This window comes from Spirulina major PCC 6313 (assembly GCF_001890765.1).
GTDB classification, from domain to species: domain Bacteria; phylum Cyanobacteriota; class Cyanobacteriia; order Cyanobacteriales; family Spirulinaceae; genus Spirulina; species Spirulina major.
In genome coordinates this window covers 1,145,734-1,171,539 of record NZ_KV878783.1, presented here as the reverse complement: position 1 = coordinate 1,171,539, position 25,806 = coordinate 1,145,734, and the positions used below count along the sequence as shown (strand labels likewise).

Annotated in this window: 19 protein-coding genes, 1 tRNA gene and 3 rRNA genes; 13 read left to right on the top strand and 10 right to left on the bottom strand. The window is 52.1% G+C overall.

Annotation, left to right across the window (positions count from 1 at the left end; translation table 11 throughout):
* Window positions 1-58: 58 nt before the first annotated feature.
* The 5 genes from SPI6313_RS05120 to speE all read left to right on the top strand — a co-directional run bounded on the left by SPI6313_RS05120 (window position 59) and on the right by speE (window position 4,005).
* Window positions 59-595, top strand: a complete 537-nt coding sequence (locus tag SPI6313_RS05120) for a phycobiliprotein lyase (RefSeq protein ID WP_072620030.1) — start codon at window positions 59-61, stop codon at window positions 593-595.
* Between the two features lie 181 nt (window positions 596-776).
* Window positions 777-1,292 (top strand): cofactor assembly of complex C subunit B, encoded by a 516-nt coding sequence (locus SPI6313_RS05115; RefSeq protein WP_072620029.1) that lies wholly within the window; start codon window positions 777-779, stop codon window positions 1,290-1,292.
* A complete protein-coding gene (gene rsmA / locus SPI6313_RS05110) occupies window positions 1,292-2,122 on the top strand; it encodes a 16S rRNA (adenine(1518)-N(6)/adenine(1519)-N(6))-dimethyltransferase RsmA (protein WP_072620028.1) in 831 nt (276 codons plus the stop codon). The genes SPI6313_RS05115 and rsmA overlap by 1 nt, the downstream gene beginning before the upstream one ends.
* Window positions 2,123-2,130: 8 nt before the next feature.
* Window positions 2,131-3,078 (top strand): 4-(cytidine 5'-diphospho)-2-C-methyl-D-erythritol kinase, encoded by a 948-nt coding sequence (ispE, locus tag SPI6313_RS05105; RefSeq protein WP_072620027.1) that lies wholly within the window; start codon window positions 2,131-2,133, stop codon window positions 3,076-3,078.
* 54 nt (window positions 3,079-3,132) lie between these two features.
* The gene (gene speE, locus SPI6313_RS05100) at window positions 3,133-4,005 is read left to right on the top strand and encodes a polyamine aminopropyltransferase (RefSeq protein WP_072620026.1); all 873 of its coding nucleotides are present in this window, start codon (window positions 3,133-3,135) and stop codon (window positions 4,003-4,005) included.
* A gap of 9 nt (window positions 4,006-4,014) precedes the next feature.
* Here the strand turns inward: speE and SPI6313_RS05095 are convergent, their stop codons facing one another.
* The 7 genes from SPI6313_RS05095 to SPI6313_RS05065 all read right to left on the bottom strand — a co-directional run bounded on the left by SPI6313_RS05095 (window position 4,015) and on the right by SPI6313_RS05065 (window position 11,051).
* On the bottom strand, window positions 4,015-4,386 hold the full coding sequence (locus SPI6313_RS05095; protein ID WP_217650508.1) for a ribosomal maturation YjgA family protein: 372 nt from the start codon (window positions 4,384-4,386) through the stop codon (window positions 4,015-4,017).
* Window positions 4,387-4,501: 115 nt separating this feature from the next.
* A complete protein-coding gene (locus SPI6313_RS05090; protein ID WP_072620024.1) occupies window positions 4,502-5,344 on the bottom strand; it encodes a prohibitin family protein in 843 nt (280 codons plus the stop codon).
* A 97-nt stretch (window positions 5,345-5,441) separates the two neighbouring features.
* On the bottom strand, window positions 5,442-5,768 hold the full coding sequence (locus SPI6313_RS05085) for a Nif11-like leader peptide family natural product precursor (RefSeq protein WP_072620023.1): 327 nt from the start codon (window positions 5,766-5,768) through the stop codon (window positions 5,442-5,444).
* A 331-nt stretch (window positions 5,769-6,099) separates the two neighbouring features.
* Window positions 6,100-6,217 (bottom strand): 5S ribosomal RNA (gene rrf, locus SPI6313_RS05080).
* Between the two features lie 35 nt (window positions 6,218-6,252).
* Window positions 6,253-9,073 (bottom strand): 23S ribosomal RNA (locus SPI6313_RS05075).
* A gap of 270 nt (window positions 9,074-9,343) precedes the next feature.
* Window positions 9,344-9,417: transfer RNA gene (locus SPI6313_RS05070), tRNA-Ile, on the bottom strand.
* Window positions 9,418-9,562: 145 nt separating this feature from the next.
* A 16S ribosomal RNA gene (locus tag SPI6313_RS05065) occupies window positions 9,563-11,051 on the bottom strand.
* Together the 16S, 23S and 5S rRNA genes with 1 tRNA gene alongside form the textbook arrangement of a ribosomal RNA operon.
* A 391-nt stretch (window positions 11,052-11,442) precedes the next feature.
* Between SPI6313_RS05065 and SPI6313_RS05060 the strand changes: the two genes are divergently transcribed.
* From SPI6313_RS05060 to pstB, 5 genes are all read left to right on the top strand, one after another.
* Window positions 11,443-12,999, top strand: a complete 1,557-nt coding sequence (locus SPI6313_RS05060; RefSeq protein WP_072620022.1) for an AAA family ATPase — start codon at window positions 11,443-11,445, stop codon at window positions 12,997-12,999.
* 473 nt (window positions 13,000-13,472) lie between these two features.
* Window positions 13,473-14,528 carry a PstS family phosphate ABC transporter substrate-binding protein gene (locus SPI6313_RS05055; RefSeq protein ID WP_139276540.1) on the top strand — a complete coding sequence of 352 codons (1,056 nt, stop codon included), beginning with the start codon at window positions 13,473-13,475 and terminating at the stop codon, window positions 14,526-14,528.
* 320 nt (window positions 14,529-14,848) lie between these two features.
* Entirely contained in the window at window positions 14,849-15,835 is a 987-nt protein-coding gene (gene pstC / locus SPI6313_RS05050) for a phosphate ABC transporter permease subunit PstC (protein ID WP_072620021.1), read from the top strand.
* Window positions 15,832-16,749, top strand: a complete 918-nt coding sequence (gene pstA / locus SPI6313_RS05045; RefSeq protein WP_072620020.1) for a phosphate ABC transporter permease PstA — start codon at window positions 15,832-15,834, stop codon at window positions 16,747-16,749. Before pstC ends, pstA begins: the two co-directional genes overlap by 4 nt.
* A 92-nt stretch (window positions 16,750-16,841) precedes the next feature.
* The gene (pstB, locus tag SPI6313_RS05040) at window positions 16,842-17,654 is read left to right on the top strand and encodes a phosphate ABC transporter ATP-binding protein PstB (protein ID WP_072620019.1); all 813 of its coding nucleotides are present in this window, start codon (window positions 16,842-16,844) and stop codon (window positions 17,652-17,654) included.
* Between the two features lie 106 nt (window positions 17,655-17,760).
* Here the strand turns inward: pstB and SPI6313_RS05035 are convergent, their stop codons facing one another.
* The 3 genes from SPI6313_RS05035 to pap all read right to left on the bottom strand — a co-directional run bounded on the left by SPI6313_RS05035 (window position 17,761) and on the right by pap (window position 22,917).
* Window positions 17,761-20,052, bottom strand: coding sequence for an ATP-dependent helicase (locus SPI6313_RS05035; protein WP_072620018.1), 2,292 nt, complete (start codon window positions 20,050-20,052; stop codon window positions 17,761-17,763).
* Window positions 20,053-20,154: 102 nt separating this feature from the next.
* Entirely contained in the window at window positions 20,155-21,192 is a 1,038-nt protein-coding gene (locus SPI6313_RS05030; RefSeq protein ID WP_072620017.1) for a YdcF family protein, read from the bottom strand.
* 231 nt (window positions 21,193-21,423) lie between these two features.
* Window positions 21,424-22,917: a polyphosphate:AMP phosphotransferase gene (pap, locus tag SPI6313_RS05025; RefSeq protein ID WP_072620016.1), complete on the bottom strand. Its 1,494-nt coding sequence runs from the start codon at window positions 22,915-22,917 to the stop codon at window positions 21,424-21,426.
* Between the two features lie 161 nt (window positions 22,918-23,078).
* Between pap and SPI6313_RS05020 the strand changes: the two genes are divergently transcribed.
* The 3 genes from SPI6313_RS05020 (at window position 23,079) to dusB (ending at window position 25,800) form a co-directional block, all read left to right on the top strand.
* Window positions 23,079-23,525 (top strand): hypothetical protein, encoded by a 447-nt coding sequence (locus SPI6313_RS05020; protein WP_139276538.1) that lies wholly within the window; start codon window positions 23,079-23,081, stop codon window positions 23,523-23,525.
* Window positions 23,526-23,658: 133 nt separating this feature from the next.
* Window positions 23,659-24,567, top strand: a complete 909-nt coding sequence (locus SPI6313_RS05015; RefSeq protein ID WP_072620015.1) for an S-layer homology domain-containing protein — start codon at window positions 23,659-23,661, stop codon at window positions 24,565-24,567.
* Window positions 24,568-24,753: 186 nt separating this feature from the next.
* Complete coding sequence (gene dusB, locus SPI6313_RS05010; RefSeq protein WP_072620014.1) at window positions 24,754-25,800, top strand: tRNA dihydrouridine synthase DusB; 1,047 nt, start codon at window positions 24,754-24,756, stop codon at window positions 25,798-25,800.
* Window positions 25,801-25,806 lie beyond the last annotated feature (6 nt).

The window sequence follows — 25,806 nt, the reverse complement described above, 5'->3', positions numbered from 1 at the left end:
GCTTTTTTCTTGACTATATTTCCCCAATATGGGTCAACCACTCACGCAGGTTTACTTTATGCAAGTCGTGAATCATACCCTTTTCACCCCCCTAGCCGCGCAAATTGAGCAGTTTTTCCGGGAAACTGCCGGAGATTGGCATTCGCAACGCCGCTACTACACCCTCAGCAGTGGAGACACCCAAGAAGTGGAAAGCCTGCTCACCGTTCAATTCTTAGAGCAAGGTGCGCCCGAACTCCTCCATTTGGCCGGCTTACATGACCTTGATGATCCTGCGTCGGTTTCCTGTGGCACTCAAGTCACCTGGGAAAGTACCTACACCAATCAAAATCGCAAACCCGCCACCGGTTCAACCATTTTCGGGGTCTGTGGCGATTTACTCCTGCGCGATCGCGGCTTTGCGACCCCTAAACCGATCACCGCCCAATACACCTGTCCGAATGAACAGATCCTCTGTCTGCGCACTGAATACAACGGCTCTAGCTTTGAAGAAGAACTGAAACTGATCGGCACGCAATACCGCACCCGCCAATCAATCATCTCTCGTGCGGGCCAGGAAATCATGATCGGTCAATACCTCGAAAAGCGGATCTAAAATTCATGGTCGATTGATCGCCTCCGAATCATCTCATTGATGAACGGCGGGGCTTCTGTCTGGTTTAACCGCAGCAGAAGCCCCGCTGTTTTTCAGGAGTGAGTCATGCCCGATGATCCCACCGATTCCCAAAACGAGGCACAATAGAGAACTATTGACGCTGCTAAATCTGCCCCCTGCGATGACCTCATCCATTACCACCTCAACGCTTTTTTTAACCGTCCTGATGATGATTGGGCTGTTCTTCTTCATTCGTGCCTCGATTAAGGAACGCATTGAACAGATCGAACTCGAAGCCAGCCAATCCACGGAGCAACTCTTTTTAGCAATGCAAACCTATTTTGAGGGGCGGGCCTATCAACTGATCACGGTGGATGATGAAACAGGGCAAGCCACCTTTGAGGGGTTTGTGCGTCCTAGTCTGTTTTTGGCGGTGTTGTTGTCGGGCTTGGCGGGGATTGGGTTGGTGTGTTTGGGGTTTGTGTTGTCCTATTTATTGCCGGCGGTGGGGGATTTTGGGGTGGCGATCGCCCTCCTTTGTCCCTTGGCCGGAGTGTTCTATTGGAAACGAGCCGCCCGTGTTGAACAAGTGTTATTGAAAGTGGAAGCCGGGGACAAGAACCGCGTCAAAGTTCGGGGCCATCGGGACGAACTGGCCGAGCTTCAGCGTCAATTTGCCACGGTGGTGCAGTCCTAATGCCACGACCTCGTAAACGCTTTGCCCAACATTGGCTCCGCTCTGATGCGGCCTTACGTGCGATTATCAACGCGGCGGAATTGACGGCAAGCGATCGCATTCTCGAAATCGGCCCCGGCACTGGCTCCCTGACACAACATCTCCTCCCTAAAGCCGCCGCCGTGGTAGGGGTCGAAATTGACGAAGGCCTCTGTCGGCAACTCCCCAAACGCTTTCCCGTGGACAATCTCTTCGTTATTGAAGGGGACATTCTCCAACTGGATCTCGCCGCCCAACTGGCCGAACAGCCCTGCTTCCAAGCCCCGAATAAAGTCGTGGCCAACATTCCCTACAACATCACCGGCCCCCTCTTGGAATATCTCCTCGGTCGCATCTCTCAACCCGTCACGCCGCCCTACGATGTGATCGTCCTGTTGGTGCAAAAGGAAATTGCCGATCGCGTTTCTGCTTCCCCCGGCTCGAAAGCCTTTGGGGTGTTATCCGTGCGGGTGCAATACCTAGCCGATGCGGAAATCATCTGCGCCGTGCCGCGCACGGCCTTTAAACCTGCGCCCAAGGTGGAATCGGCCGTGATTCGGCTTCGTCCCCGTCCCCCGATTCAGCCCGCCCGCGACCCGAAACACCTCGAAATTTTGATTAAGCAAGCCTTCAGCAGCAAGCGCAAAATGTTGCGCAATAATATTAAGGGTCTGATTGAACCGGAACAATTGCTCCCGTTGTTAACTCAACTGGGGATTAACCCCGAAGCCCGTCCCGAAACCCTCAGCGTGGCACAATGGGTGGCGTTGAGTGATGCCCTCGGCGATCGCCCCCCTAATTCTCATTCCTAAAGCCCCCCATGTATACGCTGATTGCCCCCGCCAAAATTAATCTGTACCTAGAAATTATTGGCGATCGCCCCGATGGATTCCATGAATTAGTGATGATCATGCAGAGTATTGATCTCGGCGATCGCCTCGAAATTCAGCCCAGCAACTCCACCTATCACCGTCTCACCTGTACCGATGCTCAACTTGGGGCCAAGGAAGACAACCTCGCCTACAAAGCCGCTGTCTTGATGAGTCAGCAGTTTCCCGATGCGTTCGCCACCCATGGCGGTGTGGCGATGCGCTTGGATAAACGGATTCCCGTGGCCGCTGGCTTAGCCGGGGGATCAGCAGATGCGGCGGCGGTGTTGGTGGGGATTAATTTACTGTGGAATTTGGGGTTAACCCAAGGGGAATTACAAACCGTGGCGGCGCAGTTGGGGTCTGATATTCCCTTCTGTGTATCGGGGGGAACCGCGATCGCCACTGGACGCGGCGAACAACTCGACGCGCTCCCCAGTCCCCATCAACCTTTGTGGATTGTCCTTGCCAAACATAAATCCCTCAGCGTTTCCACCCCCTGGGCTTACCAAACCTATCGCCAAAAGTTTGGCCATACCTACGTTCAAGATCTCGCTGACCAAGCCGATCGCGCCCGCCATATTCACTCTGGCCCTCTGGTTGAAGCGATCGCCCAGAGCAACACCGCCACCCTCGCCGCCCATCTCCACAACGACCTCGAAGCCATCGTCCTGCCTGCCCATCCCCAAGTTGCGCAACTGCGCCAAACCTTCCTCGATGCCGGCGCGATCGGGGCGATCATGTCGGGGTCAGGGCCTAGTGTGTTTGCCCTTTGTGACTCCATAGAACATGCAGAACAGGTGAAGGCGACCACCCTGGCGACCGTGAATGATCCTGATTTAGGGTGTTGGATTACCAAACTCAGTAATAATGGAATTCACCTCGCAACGATCGCCTAATTACGCCTAATTACAGGGTGCGATCGTTGCCTATTTTTGAACCCGATAACTGCCATGTCAACTGCGCCCCATTCTGAACTCTGGGCCACGGAAAAACACGACTTTCTCGAACTTCGCTACCGAGCTACCGAAGTTCTCTTTTCCGAGCAAAGTCCCTTTCAGCACGTCGAGATCGTCAATACCGAAAAATACGGCAAAATTCTCCTCAATGACGGCTACGTCATGATCACCGAAGCCGATGAGTTTATCTACCACGATATGCTCGTCCATGTGCCCCTGTTCACCCATCCCCATCCCCAGCGGGTTTTGATCATTGGCGGCGGTGATGGCGGTACAGCGCGGGAAGTGCTGCGCCATCCGTCGGTAGAGCAGTGCGTCATGGTGGAAATTGATGAAGTGGTTGTCAATGCCTGCCGCCACCATATCCCCCAAACGGCCCAAGCCTTGGATCACCCTAAGCTCACCCTCCGCATTGAAGATGGAGTAAAGTACGTGGCCGAAACCGCCGAAACCTTCGATGTGGTGCTGGTGGACTCCACCGACCCCATTGGCCCGGCAACGCCTCTGTTTGGCGAAACGTTTTACTGCGATCTGGCTCGCATTCTTAACCCTGGTGGCCTGGTGGTCTCCCAGGGAGAATCGCCGTTTTACTTTGCTGCGATGCAACATAAGCTACTCGATATTTTGCACCGTTGTTTCCCCACCGTGAGCCTCTACAACTATTCCAACATGAGCTATCCGGGCGGGCTGTGGTCGTTTACCTTTGCGTCTCAAGGCCTCGATCCGATCGCGGATTTTGACCCAGCGCGGGTGGCGGCATCGGGGCTGGAGTTTCGCTATTACAATTCGGCGATTCACCGGGCGGCTTTTGCCTTGCCCACCTTTATGCAGCGTCAGATCAAAACGATCCTCGATAGCCCATGCTGAGGCCGGGCATCAACGCCAATAACGGTCTCCCCATCGATATTCGGCGATCGCAATGATCACTGCCCCCAAGGTATAGGCCACGAGATCCCGTGGATCAAAGCGCGTGCCGATCACGGTACGCGCGATCGCATTGTCCTCCCACCCCAACCGATAGATGATCTGGAAATATTGGGCAAATTCCACGCCCCAAGCAAAAACCAGCACGCTCACCGCAATCCAGATCGTCGGAGCGGTGGAGAGCGATCGCACCCCAAAAAATAGCAAAATCACCACCAACACATCCCCCCCCAAGGGCCGAATAATCCCATCATCCACAAACACCGCGATCAAGACCTCAAGCACCAATACAATTAAAAACCCCACCAATGCCCGTCGATTCAACCTCACCACCTCAGATCCTCCCCATACCATCCCGTCATCATAAACCCAAAAAATCCCTCTTCAAACGAAGAAGGATTCTGTATTGAGTTGAGCGTGATCCGGTCAAGCGGCGATGTTACTCTTGAAGACCACCGAGGTTAAAGATAAAGGGCGCACCATTCTTTTGATCACTGCCCATCACCAGCACTTTCGGCATCTGAGCACCACCCTCGCGCCACGCTTCGATCGCTTCTTTCTGGAGCACCAAGCTACCCCCCTGAGCTTTCAGGGTCTCCGCAAGGAGCCGTTGTGCTTCAGCGCGACCCGTAGCCCGGTTAATATCGGCCTGGGCTTGTTGTTCCGCTTCACGGGCAACGTAGATCGCTCGTTGCGATCGCTGTTCTGCAATCTGTTTCTCTTCCACCGCACGGGCAAATTCCGGCGAGAAATTCAAATCCACAACACTGGTATCCAAGACAACGATGCCATACTTATCCAAACGCTCCGTTAGAGCCGCATCAAAATCCTCCTTCAACTCAGCCCGTTTGGTAATCGACTCTTCGACCGTCCGAATTGCCGCTGCAATCTTAAAGGACTCTTGAGTTTGCGGCGCAATAATCTTGGACACCACATTTTCTAACGTGCCCTGTTCACGCCGAATATTCACCACATTCAGCGGGTCAAGGCGAAAGTTAATTGCAAAGCTCGCAGTGAGTTCTTGCAGATCTTTAGTAGAACTTTGGGCGGGTACTTCAAATTTCTGAACCGTAACATCATACACATCCACCTGAGAAACGAGGGGAGGCTTGAAGTGAATCCCTTCGAGCAAAGGGCCATCTTGGGCTTTACCGAGAATGCTTAACACACCAGCTTGGCCGGGATTGATAATGACAAAGGCATTAAACCCAATCAGGACAATTAGTGCAGCAATAATCCCGCCGATAATAGGCTGGAGGCTCGGTGTGGGTTGATTACGCAAAAGATTCTCCTTGAATAAATTGAAACGATTAGAAAGCTGCGATCAGGCGGATTCAATGCCGCCCAATCATAATATGGGGTCATGAAGTGCAAACAAACTATAAAAAACGCTTGATCGTATCATGCCGATCGTCAAGGGGGTTTTCTTCAAAACGCTTGAGGTGTTTTTGCCAATCATTGAGCCAACGGGCTAGGGGTTCCTGTCCATCCTGATGACGAGCGATCGCCTGTTGGCATTCACCGTAAAACTGGACAAAGCGAACATAGTTATCAATGTCGGCACCGTCAATGCTATACCCCGATGCTTGCGCGATTCTGGCAAAACCATGACGCGTTGCTTCACAGGGAGGCTTTAGCTGATCTTGCAAAGCAGGATCATCACAAACCTGTTGGAAAAATCGAATTACATCGTTTCGCCGAGACATCACGCCTTAACTCTCTACAATGGGTCACACGCTTCATTTTAAAGGAACTTTCAAGCCGTCATAGTAACTCGTTCACGGCTTTTACTAAAGTTAATGGAGTGCGATCGTTAGACCAAGCACCTAACACCATCCCATTAAGACATCATGAAAGATCTATAAGATCAATCCCTTCCCCCTACACTCAGATCCACCGCCGAACATCGTGAAAGTGACAAGCAGTCCACCTCTTGACGCAACCAGAACAACAAGGACAAACTTGAAGAACATCAGAATCAAAGCACAAAGAGAACCACTAAACTAAAAGCTTAGTGGTTCTCTTTCAAAAAATAGAAGCTGGCATCGAGCTATTTTACCAGGAAGCAACCCTCCAAGTATCGTCGCCGCTGTAGCGTTTCACAACCGAGTTCGGGATGGAATCGGAGTGGGACCACTACGCCTTAGACACCAGCAATCCCTTCAAGACTGCATAGAAGAATCAAAAATAGAGGTCAAGCCCTCGGTCTGTTAGGATGCCTCGGCTGCATACATTACTGCACTTCCACCTAGCACCTATTAACGGGTAGTCTGCCCGTGACCTTACTGGCTTATGCCATGAGAGCACTCATCTTGAGGTGGGCTTCCCACTTAGATGCTTTCAGCGGTTATCCGCTCCGCACTTGGCTACCCTGCGTTTACCGTTGGCACGATAACAGGTACACCAGAGGTGCGTTCTTCCCGGTCCTCTCGTACTAAGGAAGAATCCTCTCAATGCTCTTGCGCCTGCACCGGATATGGACCGAACTGTCTCACGACGTTCTGAACCCAGCTCACGTACCGCTTTAATGGGCGAACAGCCCAACCCTTGGGACGTACTTCCGCCCCAGGTTGCGATGAGCCGACATCGAGGTGCCAAACCTCCCCGTCGATGTGGACTCTTGGGGGAGATCAGCCTGTTATCCCTAGAGTAACTTTTATCCGTTGAGCGACGGCCCTTCCACGCAGTGCCGTCGGATCACTAAGGCCGACTTTCGTCCCTGCTCGACTTGTCAGTCTCGCAGTCAAGCTCCCTTCTGCCTTTGCACTCTGCGGCTGATTTCCAACCAGCCTGAGGGAACCTTTGCGCGCCTCCGTTACCTTTTTGGAGGCGACCGCCCCAGTCAAACTGCCCACCTGAAACTGTCCCCTTCCCGGCTAACGGGTTAGGGTTAGAATTCTAGCCTCAATAGAGTGGTATCTCACCAGTGGCTCCATAACTCCCACAAGAGCTACTTCAACGCCTCCCACCTATCCTGCGCAATTGAGGCCCGAACACAATGCCAGGCTACAGTAAAGCTTCATAGGGTCTTTCTGTCCAGGTGCAGGGAGTCCGTATCTTCACAGACAATCCTATTTCGCCGAGCCTCTCTCCGAGACAGCTCCCAGATCGTTACGCCTTTCGTGCGGGTCGGAACTTACCCGACAAGGAATTTCGCTACCTTAGGACCGTTATAGTTACGGCCGCCGTTCACCGGGGCTTCAGTCGCTAGCTTCATCCGAAGACTGACCAACTTCCTTAACCTTCCGGCACTGGGCAGGCGTCAGCCCCTATACTTCCTCTTGCGAGTTGGCAGAGACCTATGTTTTTGGTAAACAGTCGCCTGGGACTCTTCACTGCGACCACCTCTCGGTGGCACCCCTTCTCCCGAAGTTACGGGGTAATTTTGCCGAGTTCCTTAGAGAGAGTTACCTCGCGCCCCTCGGTATTCTCTACCACCCTACCTGTGTCGGTTTCGGGTACGGGTTCTAAGCTTTCATCACTACATAAGCTTTTCTTGGCACTATCGTTCACCTTGCAGAGTCCGTAGACTCCTCCCAATCCAATCAGGGTAAGGCTAGTTTTCATGCGTCCCTTATGCAGCTCCCACTTAGAAGTCAGGGAATTTTGTACCCTGTATCCATCGACTACGCCTTTCGGCCTCGCCTTAGGTCCCGACTAACTCTCCGCGGACGAGCCTTCCGGAGAAACCCTTAGGGTTTCGGGGTATGTGATTCTCACACATATTTTCGCTACTCAAGCCGACATTCTCACTTCTGTACAGTCCACATCTGCTTGCCGCTAATGCTTCTCACCATACAGAACGCTCCCCTACCACTTACGTAGTAAGTCCACAGCTTCGGTAGGACACTTAGCCCCGTTCATTTTCGGCGCAGGAGCGCTTGACCAGTGAGTTATTACACACTCTTTCAAGGATGGCTACTTCTAGGCAAACCTCCTGGTTGTCTATGCACTCCCACCTCCTTACTCACTTAGTGTCCATTTGGGGACCTTAGCTGGTGGTCTGGGCTGTTTCCCTCTTGACGATGAAGCTTATCCCCCACCGTCTTACTGGTTAAGTTTTACATGGGTATTCTGAGTTTGCCTCACTTTGGTACCGCTCTCGCAGCCCGCAGCGAAACAGTGCTTTACCCCCCATGCAATCTCTTAACCGCTGCGCCTAAACACATTTCGGGGAGAACCAGCTAGCTCCGGGTTCGATTGGCATTTCACCCCTAACCACACCTCATCCGCTAATTTTTCAACATTAGTCGGTTCGGACCTCCACTTGGTTTTACCCAAGCTTCATCCTGGACATGGTTAGATCACCCGGGTTCGGGTCTACAAATTCTGACTAACGCCCTATTCAGACTCGCTTTCGCTTTGGCTTCGACATTTCCGTCTTAACCTGCCAGAACCTGTAAGTCGCCGGCTCATTCTTCAACAGGCACGCGGTCAGACGTTAAATCGTCCTCCCACTGCTTGTAAGCTAACGGTTTCACGTTCTATTTCACTCCCCTCACTGGGGTTCTTTTCACTTTTCCCTCGCGGTACTGGTTCGCTATCGGTCACACAGGAGTATTTAGCCTTACGAGGTGGTCCTCGCTGATTCACACGGAATTTCACGTGCTCCGTGCTACTCGGGATTCAGTCGAGCTAGTCTAGTTTTCAACTACAGGACTTTTACCTTCTCTGGTATAGCTTTCAACTATTTCGTTTAACCTTTCTAGTCTCTGGTGACTGTCCCACGACCCCTATCTCCTTAGAGATAGGTTTAGGCTGTTCCCATTTCGCTCGCCGCTACTTAGGGAATCGCTTTTGCTTTCTCTTCCTACAGCTACTAAGATGTTTCAGTTCGCTGCGTTCGCTCTTTCCCGCCTATATATTCAGCGGGCAGTATGCAGGGTTGCCCCATTCGGACACCTCCGGATCAATGCTTGCTTCCAGCTCCCCGGAGCGTTTCGTCGGTCGCTACGTCCTTCTTCGCCTCTGTGTGCCAAGGGATCCACCGTTAGCTCTTTGTAACTTGACCTAACTTGTTTTAAGATTCCTGCTAAACAGGACTCTCTACACTTTTTGATTCTTGACTATGCAGTTTTCAAGGTTCTGGGCTGGACTTGAAATCCAGCATTTACTCTTCTTTCGAGCAGTGCTGAATCTTATCCTTACTTTTTTCTTCGATAGCGTTCTGATTCACTCTTAGAGATATCATGCAGCTTCACAGTGAAAACTTATGTCTTGACACTAGTTTGCTGTTACCTCATAGGTGCTACTGTCTTTCTGGTTCTGACTCGGTTAAATGTGGGCCATCCTGGACTTGAACCAGGGACCTCACCCTTATCAGGGGTGCGCTCTAACCACCTGAGCTAATAGCCCATTTTCCGAACCCCATAGTTTGAGAGCTTTATTGATAATCAGGTTCTCCGAACGACCTTGGGATGTCATTGAGTGAAGTTAGTTTTTTAGATTCCTCTGCTTTCGCTTTGGTTTCTGATGACTTCATCCCTTTGAGGTCTCCCTTAAAGGAGGTGATCCAGCCACACCTTCCGGTACGGCTACCTTGTTACGACTTCACCCCAGTCACTAGCCCCACCTTCGGCGCCCTCCTCTGTAAACAGTTGGAGTAACGACTTCGGATGTTGCCAGCTTCCATGGTGTGACGGGCGGTGTGTACAAGGCCCCGGGAACGGATTCACCGCAGTATGCTGACCTGCGATTACTAGCGATTCCTCCTTCATGCAGGCGAGTTGCAGCCTGCAATCTGAACTGAGGCTGGGTTTGGTGAGATTCGCTTACTCTCGCGAGCTTGCTGCCCTTTGTCCCAACCATTGTAGTACGTGTGTAGCCCAAGACGTAAGGGGCATGCTGACTTGACGTCATCCTCACCTTCCTCCGGTTTGTCACCGGCAGTCTCCCTAGAGTGCCCAACTTAATGATGGCAACTAAGGACAAGGGTTGCGCTCGTTGCGGGACTTAACCCAACATCTCACGACACGAGCTGACGACAGCCATGCACCACCTGTCTCCGCGTTCCCGAAGGCACTCTCCTGTTTCCAAGAGATTCGCGGGATGTCAAGCCTTGGTAAGGTTCTTCGCGTTGCATCGAATTAAACCACATACTCCACCGCTTGTGCGGGCCCCCGTCAATTCCTTTGAGTTTCACACTTGCGTGCGTACTCCCCAGGCGGGAAACTTAACGCGTTAGCTTCGGCACAGCTCGGGTCGATACAAGCTACGCCTAGTTTCCATCGTTTACGGCTAGGACTACTGGGGTATCTAATCCCATTCGCTACCCTAGCTTTCGTCCCTCAGTGTCAGTTATGGCCCAGTAGGGCGCTTTCGCCACCGGTGTTCTTCCCAATCTCTACGCATTTCACCGCTACACTGGGAATTCCCCCTACCCCTACCATACTCTAGTTCAACAGTTTCCACTGCCTATATGCAGTTGAGCTGCACGCTTTAACAGCAGACTTGATGAACCACCTACGGACTCTTTACGCCCAATAATTCCGGATAACGCTTGCCTCCTCCGTATTACCGCGGCTGCTGGCACGGAGTTAGCCGAGGCTTATTCCTTAGGTACCGTCAGGTTTCTTCCCTAAGAAAAGCGGTTTACGACCCAAGGGCCTTCCTCCCGCACGCGGTATTGCTCCGTCAGGCTTTCGCCCATTGCGGAAAATTCCCCACTGCTGCCTCCCGTAGGAGTCTGGGCCGTGTCTCAGTCCCAGTGTGGCTGATCTTCCTCTCAGAACAGCTACTGATCGTCGCCTTGGTAGGCTCTTACCCCACCAACTAGCTAATCAGCCGCGAGCTCATCTTCAGGCGATAAATCTTTCACCTTTCGGCATATCGGGTATTAGCAGTCGTTTCCAACTGTTGTCCCCATCCTGAAGCCAGATTCTCACGTGTTACTCACCCGTCCGCCACTATCTCCGAAGAGACCGTTCGACTTGCATGTGTTAGGCATACCGCCAGCGTTCATCCTGAGCCAGGATCAAACTCTCCATTTTGGTTTATCCTTAGCTTAGTTTCTTGTTTAACGGGGAACCTTTTTATCGGCTCTCAAACTATTCTTTTTTCTAGGTTCGGGGCGCGTTTTGTTTGCCGCGCATTTATCAATATATCTATCCTTCCCTGAACTGTCAACCCCTTTTTGGAATGAATTTTTGGGGATTCTAAGTCAAAATCCCCAGAACCCTCTCAGGAATAAGGTTCTGGGGATTTTTTTGAATCAAGAAGTGAGTATATAGTTCAGAAGTACCTATGAGGATGGGGCTATGGAATGTTTTGAGGGTTGTCCTGTCTTCACGCTGGGAATTGAAGTCGCATACTGAGATAAAGAGTACTCAAGTCTAGGACGATAGAGCGGTGGCCACAATAAAGGCATCTCGGTTTGGGTTGATGAGGATTCAACAAGCTCGTCGAGAGCGAGGTTGGGGGTGGAATGGTGAGGATGATGCCTGTTTTGTGGCGGCGAGTCATTTGTTGGAGCCGGGTCGAACGTGGTATTCCGGGGGACCGTATGCTTATGGAATTTCACTGGGAACGTGGAAGCGGTTTTTGTCGGGGAAGGCTGCCATTAATGCGCATGCGTTTAAAGCGTATTGCCAGGTGTTGGGTTTGGATTGGGAAGAGGTGGTTGATCGCCATAGTGATTGTGGCGGGGGGGGGTCTCGACAGGATTGGGATGAGTCGATTGATGGGTCTCAGTTCTATGGTCGGGTTGAAGAGTTGGCGCAGTTGGGGCAATGGGTGGGATGCGATCGCTGCCGTCTTATTATTCTGTCTGGGATGGGCGGCATTGGTAAAACGCTGCTATCGGTCAAATTCGCGGAACAGCTAGAGAGTCAGTTTGAATTTGTGTTGCGGCGATCGCTGCGTCGGGCCCCTTCTCTGTCGGAACTGCTTCACGAATGCAATACAGTTCTAGGGCAGCCACCAGCAACACCCCCCAACGATCCCCTAGGCCACCTCTTAGACACCTTGCGACAATACCGTTGCCTGTTAATCCTTGATGATGTTGAGACCATCCTCTGTAGCGGCCAGTTAGCCGGACAATATCAATTGAATTACCAGGACTATCACGACCTCTTTCGCCGCCTTGGACAAGAGTCACACCAAAGCTGCGTTGTCGTGATTACACGCGAAAAATTACGAGAGCTCACCTCGCTCACCGGCCACAATCTACCAGTCCGTGACTTTCAGCTTGGAGGATTGGATCTCAATGCAGCCAAGCAAGTATTGGCTATCAAAGGATTCGATATCAGTGCCAGAGGAACCCATGACTTCATTCAACTGTATCGGGGTCATCCCTTAGCCCTAAAGTTGATGGCCAATACAATTCGTGAAATTTTTGGCGGGCACATTGATGAGTTTCTCAGCCAAAGCACATTAGTGCTGGGGGATATTATGCCCGGAATTTTCTATCAGCAGCTCCAACGGCTCTCCGAGTCTGAATCAATCATTATCAACTGGATTGCCCTTGCCAATCGTCCGATCACTCTTCGGCAACTGCGACAATATTTGCGCTTTAGTACATTGTCAACATCACAAATTGTGGCAGCGTTGGAATCTTTAAAGCGGCGATCGCTCCTCGAAGTCATTCCATCCGATGTCGGGAGTTTATGTTTTAGCCTTGAGCCAGTCTTAATTAAATATATTATTGGTCAATTAATCGAAAAGCTATGCCATGAGATTGAACAATTCACAAAATATCGTACCCTATCAGACCAAAGCGCATTAAGGATCTATTGTTTAGTTGAAAACCCTCAACAAGCCCCAGAAACAGCTCGTCCTTGGATCATCAACAAACTCACCAATCAGCTTTTGTTCAGTACAACCACCCCAGAAGATTTTAACAAGACCCTTAAAGCTCTACAACATCAGCTACAGATGAAGCCCAGTCAAGAAGTAGGATATTGCCTAACCAACCTAGCATGCTTGTTTCCCACTGAATAACCTGAATTTTGAACATTCCAAACCTAAGGGTCATAAGTCAGGATCTTAGTCCAATATTTAAGGATCATTAACTTGGTCTTAATCCTTGGTTTCCCCTTGACCTTCTACAGTGTTCATGGAATGTTCATGGAATAAATCTACTTAATGCCTTCGCTCCACAACGATTTTTTTATAATCGTTGTCATGAGTTTATCGCATAGAATATTCTCTCAACAGAGATCATGATAATCTACCATTGTCAATGTAGATCTCATCCAAAGAAAACCCTAAAGGTGCGATCGCCTGCTCAATAATCATCTCTTTACCTCAACTTAACGTTTATTTAACCATACTTTATTTGACAAAATAAATGTAATTGAAGTAACAGTAAAAAGGATTCACTTCTACATGAAGTGTGTTCAAGATGATATCCAGCAACCCATCAATCATTAGCACCATTGTGCTTGTCAAGAATTACCTAACAGAGGAGTGTTATGATCTTTAATGCCCGGAAACATCGCGTTTCAACTCAACTCACGGTCGTTGCCCTAACCTTAGCCCTTGCTGCCTGTGGAAGCTCCACGCCCACAGATGGTGCTGATAGTGCCGCTGGTGAAGAGGCCACCACTGAAGGTGGCCTCAGCGGAGAGGTCTTAGTAGATGGCTCCAGCACCGTGTTCCCGATATCCGAAGCCATGGCCGAAGAATTCATGGCAGAAAACCCTGATGTGCGGGTCACTGTTGGCGTATCAGGTTCAGGGGGAGGATTTGAAAAATTCTGTGCTGGGGAAACCGACATTTCTAATGCATCGCGGCCGATCAAAGCAGAAGAAATGGAGCTTTGTGAGGAAGCAGGCATCGAATATGTGGAAGTGCCGGTCGCTTTCGACGGGTTATCTGTCGTCGTCAACCCGGAAAATGACTGGGCTACTTGCCTGAAGCCCGAAGAGCTGGGCAAAATGTGGGAACCTGCCGCTGAAGGCCAAGTCACAAAATGGAATCAAATTCGGGATGATTTTCCCGATAGTGACCTTGCCCTCTTCGGAGCTGGAACTGACTCAGGTACCTATGACTACTTCACCGATGCTGTGACTGGTGAAGAAGGAGAAAGCCGGGGTGACTATACGGCCAGTGAAGATGACAATGTCACCGTTCAAGGGGTAGAGTCTGATGCAGGAGCCCTTGGTTTCTTTGGGTTTGCCTACTATGAAGAAAATAAAGACTCTCTCAAAATTGTTGAGATCGAAAACTCGGATGGTGATTGCGTCACCCCCAGTGTAGAAACGATCGCAGATGGTTCCTACAACCCCTTAGCCCGTCCCATCTTCTTCTATGTCAAAAAAGAAGCGTTGGAAACCAAGCCTGAAGTTGCGGCCTTCGTTAACTACCATCTGGATTTGGCCAACGAATACCTGATCGAAGAAGTGGGCTATGTTGCACTGCCTGCTGATATTCATGAACGAGTGGTTGTGCGTGTTGAAGAAATGACAACAGGCTCAATTTTTGGAGGAGAATCTTCGGTGGGGGTGAAACTCGCCGACAAACTCTAGCGAAGTAGAAGTCAGGTTTAGTAACGTATTACTAAATCTGACTCCTCTGCTAAACTCTTGAAGATAGTCTTTGGGTGCATCCCATTTTTGCAGATTCACACAGATCGCCAGGGAGCACCCTCATCCCCAGCCCTTCTCTCGCAGGATAAAGGAGCTAAACGCCCTCTCCCTCAGGAGAGGGTTGGTGAGGGATTGCATCACTGGGATGCACCCTAGTCTTTTTGGGTGGAGAGTTAAATCTTGAGAATAGCTGAGATTAAGTGAATGGATCTTCATGACCAAACTAAACCCCAAAATCTATATTTTTTAATCCATGTGTAATGGCTAGCAATCTTCCTCTATCTGATGCAAGCTTGTGGCGCCCTAATCGCCAACGAAATAAGCGCATTCAGAGCATTGTTCGGACAGTTTTCTTGATTTTTGCGCTCATTTCTATTGCCACTACCCTTGGCATTGTCATGACGCTCATTTTCGAGACTTGGCTTTTTTTCCAGAAAGTCCCCATTTGGGATTTTTTCACAGATACTCGCTGGACTCCACAGTTTAATAGTGCTCAATTCGGAATTTTTGTTCTGGTCAGTGCCACGTTGATGACCTCTACCATTGCCATTGTGGTGGCAGTGCCCTTGGGATTGTTGGCGGCGATCTGTCTCAGTGAGTATGCCAGTGATAAAACTCGTCGCATTCTCAAGCCCCTTTTGGAGGTGCTGGCGGGAATTCCAACCGTGGTGTACGGATATTTTGCACTGCTGTTTGTGACTCCCTTGTTGCAAAGTGGAGCTGAGTTTCTGGCTGGCATCACGGGGTGGGAGGATTTTTTTGATGTCCAGGCGTTTAATGCATTGAGTGCGGGCATCGTACTGGGTATTATGATTACCCCGTTGATTGCATCCCTGAGTGAAGATGCGATTTACTCTGTGCCCCGTAGCTTAAGGGATGGCGCTTACGCTTTGGGAGCTACGAAGCGGGAGACGATTACTTCTGTGGTGTTGCCGGCGGCGTTGTCGGGGATTGTTTCGTCGATTATTTTGGCAGTTTCACGGGCGATTGGTGAGACGATGATTGTCACCCTCGCAGCGGGTCAAAATCCCCGTATTATCGGATGGGATCTGGACTTTGTGAATCCCTTTGTGCCTGTGATGACGATGACGGCTTATATCGTTAAGGTGAGCTTGGGGGATACCCCGGCAGGCTCGTTGGAATTTGAGACGATTTTTGCAGTGGGGATGACGCTCTTTGTGCTGACTCTGACTCTGAATATTTTTAGCTTTTGGTTTGTGCGTCGTTTCCGGGAGAAGTACGAATGACACCTTCTAATCTACCGAAGCCGCCAGAGCTTGCATCGGATGCTTCTGATTTCAATATCAATTTGTCGAAGCGTTATCGATTGGATGCAGTGTTCGCGGCTCTGACTTGGCTAGCTGTGGTCATTGCGATCGCCATTCTGGCCACACTATTATTCGATGTCCTCAGTGACGGTCTCGGTCGCGTCAGTTGGCAATTCCTCAGTAACTTTCCCTCTCGTAATGCCGAGAGAGCCGGTATTCTGTCGGCCTTGGGCGGCACAGTATGGCTGATGATCACCGTTGCGATCATTGCCTTTCCCTTGGGGGTTGGCTCCGGTATCTATCTCGAAGAATTTGCCGAAGATAACAAACTCACCCAAATCATCGAAATCAATATCAATAATCTGGCGGGTGTCCCCTCGATTATCTATGGTTTATTGGGACTTCAGATTTTTGTCCGTGTCATGGAACCGATCACCGGTGGGCGCAGTGTCCTATCGGGGGCTCTGACCCTGGTGTTACTGATTCTTCCCATTATCATCGTTTCAACGCGTGAATCCCTGCGGGCCGTCCCTGATAGCTTAAGATTTGCCGGCTTTGCCCTCGGCGCAACCCGCTGGCAAGTGATCTGGGAGCAGATTTTACCCATTGCCTTTCCTGGGATTTTGACCGGCACAATTCTCGCGTTGTCTCGTGCCATTGGTGAAACCGCCCCTCTGATTATGATTGGCGCACTGACCTTTATCACGTTTCTTCCGGAAAATCTCCAGAGTCCTTTCGTGGTGCTGCCGATTCAAATCTATAACTGGATTTCGCGGCCCCAGGCAGGATTTCATGAAAATGCCGCTGGGGGCATTATTGTGTTGTTAGCGGTTTTGTTGGTGATGAATTCTTTTGCGGTCATCCTTCGGAATAAGTTGCAGCGTCGGGTGTGATGGATTGTGCGGACGGTTGATCGCTATCGGGCCTCCATTCATCTATTGATTCTCAGATTATTGTCAAATTTCAAATTTCTCTAAAGTGTCCTATGTTTTACTCGACAACGTCTCCGCCGGATTTAGTGAAAGAGGCCGTTTTACGTGCCCAGGATGTTTCTGTGCTTTATGGATCATCGGTGGCGGTGCAAAATGTATCCCTCGATATTCCCTATAACCAAGTGGTGGCATTTATTGGCCCCTCAGGCTGTGGCAAAAGTACGATTCTGCGGTGTTTTAACCGGATGAATGACTTGGTTCCTAGTGCAAAGGTTAAGGGTAGAATCACCTTCCATGGCCAGGATGTATACGGGGCGAAAGTTGACCCGGTGGAGATGCGCCGCCGGATTGGGATGGTGTTCCAGAAACCGAATCCGTTTCCAAAATCCATCTATGAAAATATTGCCTTTGGAGCGCGGATTAACGGCTATACCGGCGATATGGATAAGTTGGTAGAGGATTCGCTGCGGCGGGCGGCGCTGTGGGATGAGGTGAAAGATAAGCTCAAGGATAGTGGGTTGGCATTGTCGGGAGGACAGCAGCAGCGGTTGTGTATTGCGCGGGCGATCGCGATCGCACCAGAAGTGATCCTGATGGATGAACCCTGTTCCGCCCTTGACCCCATTTCCACCCTCAAAGTCGAGGAACTGATCCAAGAACTCAAACAGCAATACACGATTGTGATTGTCACCCACAATATGCAACAGGCTTCGCGGGTCTCTGATTTGACCGCGTTTTACAATGCCGAAGCCACTGATGCAGGCGGGAAAGTAGGGCATTTGGTGGAATACGATCGCACCGAAATCATCTTCCAAAACCCCAAAGAGGAAAAAACCCAAGAATACATCAGTGGCCGCTTCGGCTAACAGCGCTGGCCTTCGGCTGGCTTTCATCACAAACACAATCCAAAAAGGTAGACAGGTTCTACCTTTTTTTATTATTTGGGCAAGCATCCGATCCGATTCGCACCGATCACCGCAAGGCCCGAAGCACCGGACAGGGCTGTTTCGGATTCAGTTTATGGATCGTGCCCTGACTCTGCACCATACTCCAACGGTAGGGGCCTTGACGCGCTGCCGACAGCCACAGCAACCGTTTCGCCCGGGTCATGGCAACGTAGAGGAGGCGGTATTCTTCGGCGGTTTTGAGGCGTTGGGCAATGTGCCAGGCTTCGTCCGGTTGGGGTAATGGCTTAGGGGGGTTAGCGTCCGCCTGGCGCACCAACGCCCGAATTTGGGCCCGCACCACATCGCCTAAACTCCAGTCCCCTAAAAACTTTTGACCGGCGGGAATCCAGGCATCCCCCGGAATCACATCCTCGTGCAAGAACGGCAAAAACACATAGTCCCAATCCAGGCCCTTGGCTTTATGCATGGTGATGATCGTTAGTTGTCCGGCTTGGGTGTAGCGGTCATCGCTGTCTGCTTCGACGGCTTCAAATTGTTCGGCGGTGACGATGTCTTGGAGGGTGTCGATGATGGCGGCGAGGGTGCGTTGGCGGGCGGTTTGTTGAAAGAGGCGCTCGGCGAGTTTTTGGAGGGTGGCGAGTTCGGAGGCTTGGTATTGGAGGGTGAGACCGAGGAAGGAGAGGAGATCGTAGGGGTGGAGTTCAATTCCGGCGCGGAGGAGTTGGGTGCAGTGGCGTTGGGCGACGATCGCTGCTGGCACAAGGGGGGGATCGATGGGGGTGGGGTAGAGAAATTGCTCCGGGGCGATCGCTAACGCATCCAAATCTTGAGCAGCGATCAGATCCCGTTTTTCCAAGACGGAAAGCGCATCTTTGAGGTGACTGGGGGAGTGGGGGCGATTGATAAAGCGGAGGATTTTGAGGATGTCGCTGGGAATTTTGCTGTGGCGTTGGGTGGCGTTGACATCGTAGACGGGAATATTACGGGCTTTGAGGCTGGGGGTGAGTTGACGGGCGAGGAAGTGGGCTTGGCGGTTTTCCCGGACGAGAATGGCGGCGTTGTGGTCGGGGTGGGCGGTGAGGTGGGCGATCGCTGCCGCTTCGATCGCCTGCACTGTGGCATTCACATCCGGCGGGGTGTGAATTTCCACCCCTGCCCCGGTGGGATCAGGGTTGGCGTTGGCTTGGGGATCATTGAGGGTAACGGGGCGGATCGCTTGGCGGCGAAAGAGGTGATCTGGCGCAGGCTGTTGCTGGGGGTCAAACTGATCATTCGCCCAGTCCAGCATCCGATTGGCTGCTTCGAGGATCACAAGACTGCTCCGGCCCGATTGATCCATGGTGGTGAGGCGATCGCGCTCCTTGCAGCGATCGCAAAATTGATTAAAATACCACGGATCAGCCGGGGTAAAGGTGGAGTTAATCGCCTGATTCGGGTCGCCCACCCGCACCAGATGGCATTGCTGTTGATCCGGTGTGGTGGCCAGGAGGGTTAATAACTGCGCTTGCAACGGGGAAGAATCCTGGGCTTCATCTTCAAACACCGCAAAAATCTGCTCTTGCCAGAGTTTGCGCACGGGTTCATGGGCTAACACCCGCAGCGCCGCCAGGATCATGTCGTCGTAATCGATCAGGTGGTGCGATCGCATCAACGCATCATACTGAGCGTAGATATCAGCCGCGATCGCCAATGTATCGTAGGGGTCATCCACTGCCCCATGGGCAGCCCGCAGTTGTTCCGGCGTTATCCCAGAACTTTTCGCCTCATGGATCGCCGTCTTACCGAGATTGGGCAACACTTCTGTGCGCAGTACCGACTGCCGCCGCAACCGTTCCGCCGCTTCCCCATCAAACTGCACCCCCCGCAGGAGGATTTGGTACTGTTCTGGATGATCCCGCAGCCACTGTTCCACCGCTTGACGCAACAGGCGATGACTCCGTGTGGGTGTGATCAGGGTCATGGTATTGAGGTCTACCCCCGACACCTCCGGATGGCGTGAGGCGATATGTAGGGCTAAGCCATGGAGAGTCTGCACCATGAACCCGGCGGCGGAAAGCTGCAACTGTTGGAGGGTTGCCCGGATTTTGTGTTTAATATTGGCCGCAGCGGAACGGGTGAAGGTGACCACCACTAACTGCTGACGGGCGTGGAGTTGATGGCGAGCGATCGCGATCGCTGCCCCCACGGCCATACTGTGGGACTTCCCCGCCCCTGGCACTGCCGACACCGCTAACTCGCCCCCTTGCCAATCGGCGATCGCCTGTTGCCCCGGCCGTAACCCGGCGCGTAAGGTGGCAATGAGGCGATCGCAAGATTCAGAGCGAGGCAGGTCAGACAAGGGCGGTAATGCAGACATAAACTCAACGAGAATACAGGATCATCTGTTTTATTTTAGACCTGATCCCCAATTTGATCCTCAGCCCCCTGACCTCACCAGTTGCTTCCGGTATCAACGGGATCAATACACCACAGGCGACAACCACCCCCGCAGGAAATAGTAGATCGTCGCAAAATATTCTTCCACCACCTGGGTTGTGATTTGCAACGCCCGAATCGAGGGCAGGAGGTCGGCAGGGCTGAGTTTGCGCTTTGGTGTCCCTTCCCCTTGAAAGGTATAGAAGTTGCTTGGACGAGGGATAATGTTAATTCCTTCTTCGCGGAAGGTTTGGGCGGCGCGTCGGAGCCGGATGCCAGAGGTAATGAGGGTGACGAGGGTATTACCGATCCCGGCTTGGGTGAGAATTTGCTTCACTTCGACGGCGTGCATATGGAGATGAACGCCCCGCGTTTCGAGCACGATCACATTACCCGGAATGCCCAAGCGCTGCAAGATGCGCGAAATATCTTGGGCTTCGTTGAGTTGTTCTTCATTGCCATCTAAGCCAGTACGGGGAGGCGCACAGACAATCACACGGGGAAAATTACCCCGTGCGGTTTGTTCTTGGTAGAGAGTGGCGGTGTAGAGGAGGCGATCGCCTTGATCCGTGAGTTGAACTTGGGTGCGATAGGGAATATTCGGTTCCGTTGTGCCCGCTCCCAACAGAACGATCGCACCGCTATTCACGGTGGCTCCTACCGCAGGACAATCCACCAAGCAAATCCCCTGTTTTTTGATTTCAATATTGACGGCTTCTTGCTCCATCAGCTTCGCCAGTTGATAGGCAATCAGGGGATTACTGGAAATGACAAGCACAATTAATGTGACCCATAAAAACGTCGGGGCTGGCTTTTCGATCTTGTCTTTTTTAATGCGCAGCACCGACATGAAAATGAGGACAATCGCAAGCCCCATGGGTTTGAGCGGCAGTGAGATGATTTCCCACAACAGGGCCGTTGGGCCATAACTGGGCACGAAGAAACTCACCAAAATAATCATCAACAGAAATGCCCCACCCAACACCACCAAGGCCTGCTTGGGAATGACCTGCACCAAAAGGTAATAGATCAACACTAAGATTAGGGTCAGCAGCAGAACACTGGTGAGAATTTCAAACATAGTTGGGGCATCCCCTTGGTTGCGATCGCATTTTCTGAGGCCCAATCGACCCCAAACCCAAATTATTGTCGCACTTTCAGGCAGATCAGCACCTGATCCCATCACATCAGACCCAGGAGCGACCTCAACCCTTCATGGCTGACGCAAATTTCTGGCCAAGCTCTCAGCTTTGCGTTGAGGCAAGGGGCGCACATCCCCTTGTTTGTATGTCTCGCTGTATCAGTCCTGCCCTTAACCCGTGCGGCGGGTTAACTCTTGGCGAATGGCTTGGATCACCGTTTCAATCACAAATACCCGCGCATAGTATTTATCATTCCCCGGCACTACCACCCAGGGAGCTGTGGGCGTGCTGGTGCGGCCGATCATTTGGTTCACGGCTACATCATAGAGTGACCAGCGATCGCGGTTGCGCCAATCTTCATCGGTGAGCTTGTATTGCCGGAAGGGGTTTTCGCGTCGTTGTTCAAAGCGGCGCAGTTGTTCTTCCGGGTCAATATGAAGCCAAAATTTCACCACTACATAACCGCTCGTGGTCAGTTGGGTTTCAAATTCGTTAATTTCCCGGTAGGCCCTGCGCCATTCCAGATCCGTGGCAAACCCTTCGACGCGCTCCACGAGCACGCGACCGTACCAACTGCGATCGCAAATTCCAATCTTCCCAGCCGGTGGCAACGTCCGCCAAAATCGCCAGAGGTAATGATAGCGATTCTCTTCCGCCGTCGGAGCCGCATAGGGATTAACCCGATAACTGCGGGGATCGAGAATATCCGTCAACCGTTTAATCGCGCCCCCTTTCCCGGCGGCATCCCAGCCTTCAAACACCAACACCACCGGAATCTGATGTTGAAAAATCTGCTGTTGGAGGCGACGCAGTTCTAATTGAGCCGTCCGCAGCCGATCTTTATACTCATCCCGTTCCAGCTTGAGGCTTAAGTCCGCCGAGGCCAAGGCGTTGGGTTCGGTGGCGAGGAGGGTTTCTTGGGGGGGCGTGGTGACAGGGGGGGGCTGGGCGGCGCGGCGATCGAGGGCTTCGGTGATCACGGCCACGAGTTTAGATAACACTTTCACCCGTGCCCACCGTTTACAATCACTTTCCACCAACGTCCACGGCGCGATGCCGGTGCTGGTTTGGATCAGCATCTCCTCGGCGAGATCCACATATTGGTGGTAGCGTTTATGCTGCTGCCAGTCTTCGGGGCGCACCCGCCAGGCGGTGAGTTCGTCTTTGGCGGTTTTTTTGAGGCGGTGTTTGAGTTCTTTGCGGCTGAGGTGAAGGTAGAATTTTGCGATCGCCACCCCATCATCGGCTAACTGCCGCTCAAAGGCGTTGATCTGCGCCATCATTTGCGGCACTCGTTCGGAGGACAGATGTTCAAAGAGACGATCTTCCAGGACATGGGTATACCAACTGTGGTAAAAAATCCCGATCGCCCCTTGGGGTGGCAACTGTTGCCAAAACCGCCAGAGAAAAGGGTATTGCTGTTCGGTATCTGTGGGGGGCAAGGTGGGGTAGACGGTGAAGCCACGGGGGTCCATGTAGTTGACCATTTTTTTCACCAAGGCCCCTTTCCCCGCCGCTGCCCAGCCTTCGAGCACCACCAACAAGGGAAGGCGCGATTCCCAACAGGACTGTTGCAGCGATCGCAACTGTTGCATTAAGGCTTCTACTTCCCGTTTGTATGTGGCCTTATCGAGCGATCGCGACAAATCTAGCATCTCTAACATGAAATTTTCCCCTAGGGCCTCTCAGATTAGCCTGTCGTATAACCGTGCGATCGCCTGCAAAATTAAGGAAAAACTTAAGACCATCCTGCTGGCAATCCGGATCACGCCGCAGAGAAAATGGCGTTACAATCAATGCCGAATTCATTCATAATCAACTCATCATGTTTCACTTGAGAGGCGGTATGCGTGGCGTGTCATTGATGATTCTGCTAGTGGTGTCGGGGTTAGCGAGTAGCTGTGCTCCCAATAAAGTCCTGCAATGCAATCGCATTGTGGAAATCGCCAACCAAGTGACAGCGGAAACCGAGATCCTCACGGCCAATCAAACCAATCAGGATTCGTTGGTGTGGCTCCAAGCCGCTGATACCCTGGATCAAGCCGCCCAAACAATGCAATCTCTCCAACTCGATGATCCCCAACTGAAGGAATATCAAGGCGGCTTCGTTAAGATGTACACCGAAATCGCCAACGCCACACGGGAGTATTCCCAAAGTTACAAAGATCTCAACCGCGAAGGGGTAGACACTGCCAAAGTCCGCCTGGAACAAGCGGTACAGGGGGAACCCGAACTGGTCAACGGCATTAATGACTACTGCGTCACCAACTAACGGCGAGATTTGAGCATTTACCCTTGCAATGTTCCATCCTGTCCCGGATTTCGCGTCAATCTGCCGTAGGAAGCAACACAAACCCTTGGTATCCTGAAACGGCCAAGCTTGTTGTTACTATTGGGAGATTTTTATGATGGTTTTGAAAACCTTGACCTGGGTGACCGTGACGGGACTGCTGGGGATGCTGCCGGCTGGGGATGCGATCGCCACTCAAACTCCGTTTCAAGAAACCACCCCACAGGTGCAAACGGAAACCCCGTACTGGCTCGCCTTTGAGGATGTGACGGGGAATTTTTGGGCCAACAGTTTCATTGATGTGCTGATGCAGCGTAACATCATCAGCGGTTTCCCCGATGGTGAATTTAAGCCCAATGTGCCAGTCACCCTGGGCCAGTTTGCCGCCATGCTCACCCAAGCCTTTGAGGGGCGATCGGCCACCACCTCCCTCACTAACTTCCCCAGCATTAGCCCCGGTCACTGGTCATTCAAGTCCTTACAAACAGCCTATCAAATGGGCTTTTTACCCACGACCTTTGATCCCGATCAACCCCTGACCCGTCTCGACGTTATAACCACGTTGGTTAGAGGGTTGGGCTATTCCTATACTCAGTCCACCGATTCGCTGGTGAATCTGTTCAGCGATTTCAACCAAGTTCCGACGACTGTCCGACCGGCGATCGCTGCCGCAATCATGAATGGATTAGTGATCAATAATCCCAACACCCAAACCCTGAACCTCAGCCAAATCGCCACCCGTGCTGATGTGGCGGTTTTAGTGTATCAAGCCCTCGTCAGCACCCGCCAAGTGACCGCCATTACGTCTCCTTACGTGATCGACATGAATCAGATCACCACCATTGAACAGACGACGGAAACCAACACGATCGAAACGAACACCAACACCGACACCAACACCCGCCCCGCTCGCCAAAACTGCAACCAAGGGATCGGCAATGGTTCGGAAGGGTGCGATCCGGGTAATTCTCGCCCCCATGGGGGCAGCAACGACGAAGGCGGCCGCACACCGGGCAATAAATAAGCCCTTAATTTGAGGAACTGGCTGGCGTGGTCTTCAGTTCGCGCCAGCGTCAGAATGGCAAACTGAATTCAAGACAACTGCATTCTTACCCTAAAGAGACAGGCAACAATTTCGGAGCAGCCATGCTATTAATTTTTGGAGACCGTTTTAGCTCCTGCTGTTCCTTTGCTTGATTCTGCCGCCCCTATGCTCTCCCTCTCCCCCGCCCTCAAAACCCGCCTCGCCCAACCCCTCCGCATCGGTTCTGTCACCCTCCACAGTCGGGTTTTGCAATCCCCCCTTTCCGGTGTCACTGACCTCGTGTTTCGTCGCCTCGTGCGCCGCTACGCCCCCCGCTCCATGCTCTATACCGAAATGGTCAGCGCCACGGAACTTCATCACCTGCGCACCCTGCCCCAAGTGATGGCCATTGACCCCGATGAACACCCGATCAGTATTCAACTCTTCGACTGTCGCCCCGATTTCATGGGGGAAGCGGCCCGCAAAGCCGTTGCCGAAGGAGCCGCCACCATTGACATTAATATGGGCTGTCCGGTGAATAAAATCACGCGACGTGGGGGCGGCTCATCCCTGCTGCGGCAGCCGGAGATAGCAGAAGCGATCGTGCGGGCGGTGGTGGCGGCGGTGGATGTGCCCGTGACGGTGAAAACGCGCCTCGGATGGAGTGATGGCGAAATTACGATCGTAGACTTTGCCCAACGCCTAGAGCAGGCGGGGGCGCAGATGTTGACGATCCACGGTCGGACGCGGCAGCAGGGCTACACAGGAACGGCGCAATGGGATTGGATTCGCACGGTGAAAGAGGCGGTGACTGTGCCGGTGATTGCCAATGGGGATATTTTTTCGGTGGCGGCGGCGGTGCAATGTTTGGAGCAGACCGGAGCCGATGGGGTGATGTGTTCGCGGGGGACGTTGGGGTATCCGTTTTTGGTGGGTCACATTGACCACTTTTTACGCAGGGGGGAATTGTTACCCGACCCGACGATCGCCACATCCCTTGCCTGTGCCCAAGACCATCTTCTCGGCCTGTGGGACTATAAAGGACAGCGCGGGATCTACCAATCTCGGAAACATTTAGCCTGGTATTGCAAGGGGTTTCCGGGGGCGGGGGAATTGCGCGATCGCCTCTCCCAAATCGAAACCGTCGAAGCGGGGTTAGGCTTGTTAGCGGCGGCAATTGAACAAGCCACCCTCTCCCAAACCACCACCGCCCCCCAGCCCATCCTGTCCTAACTCCTT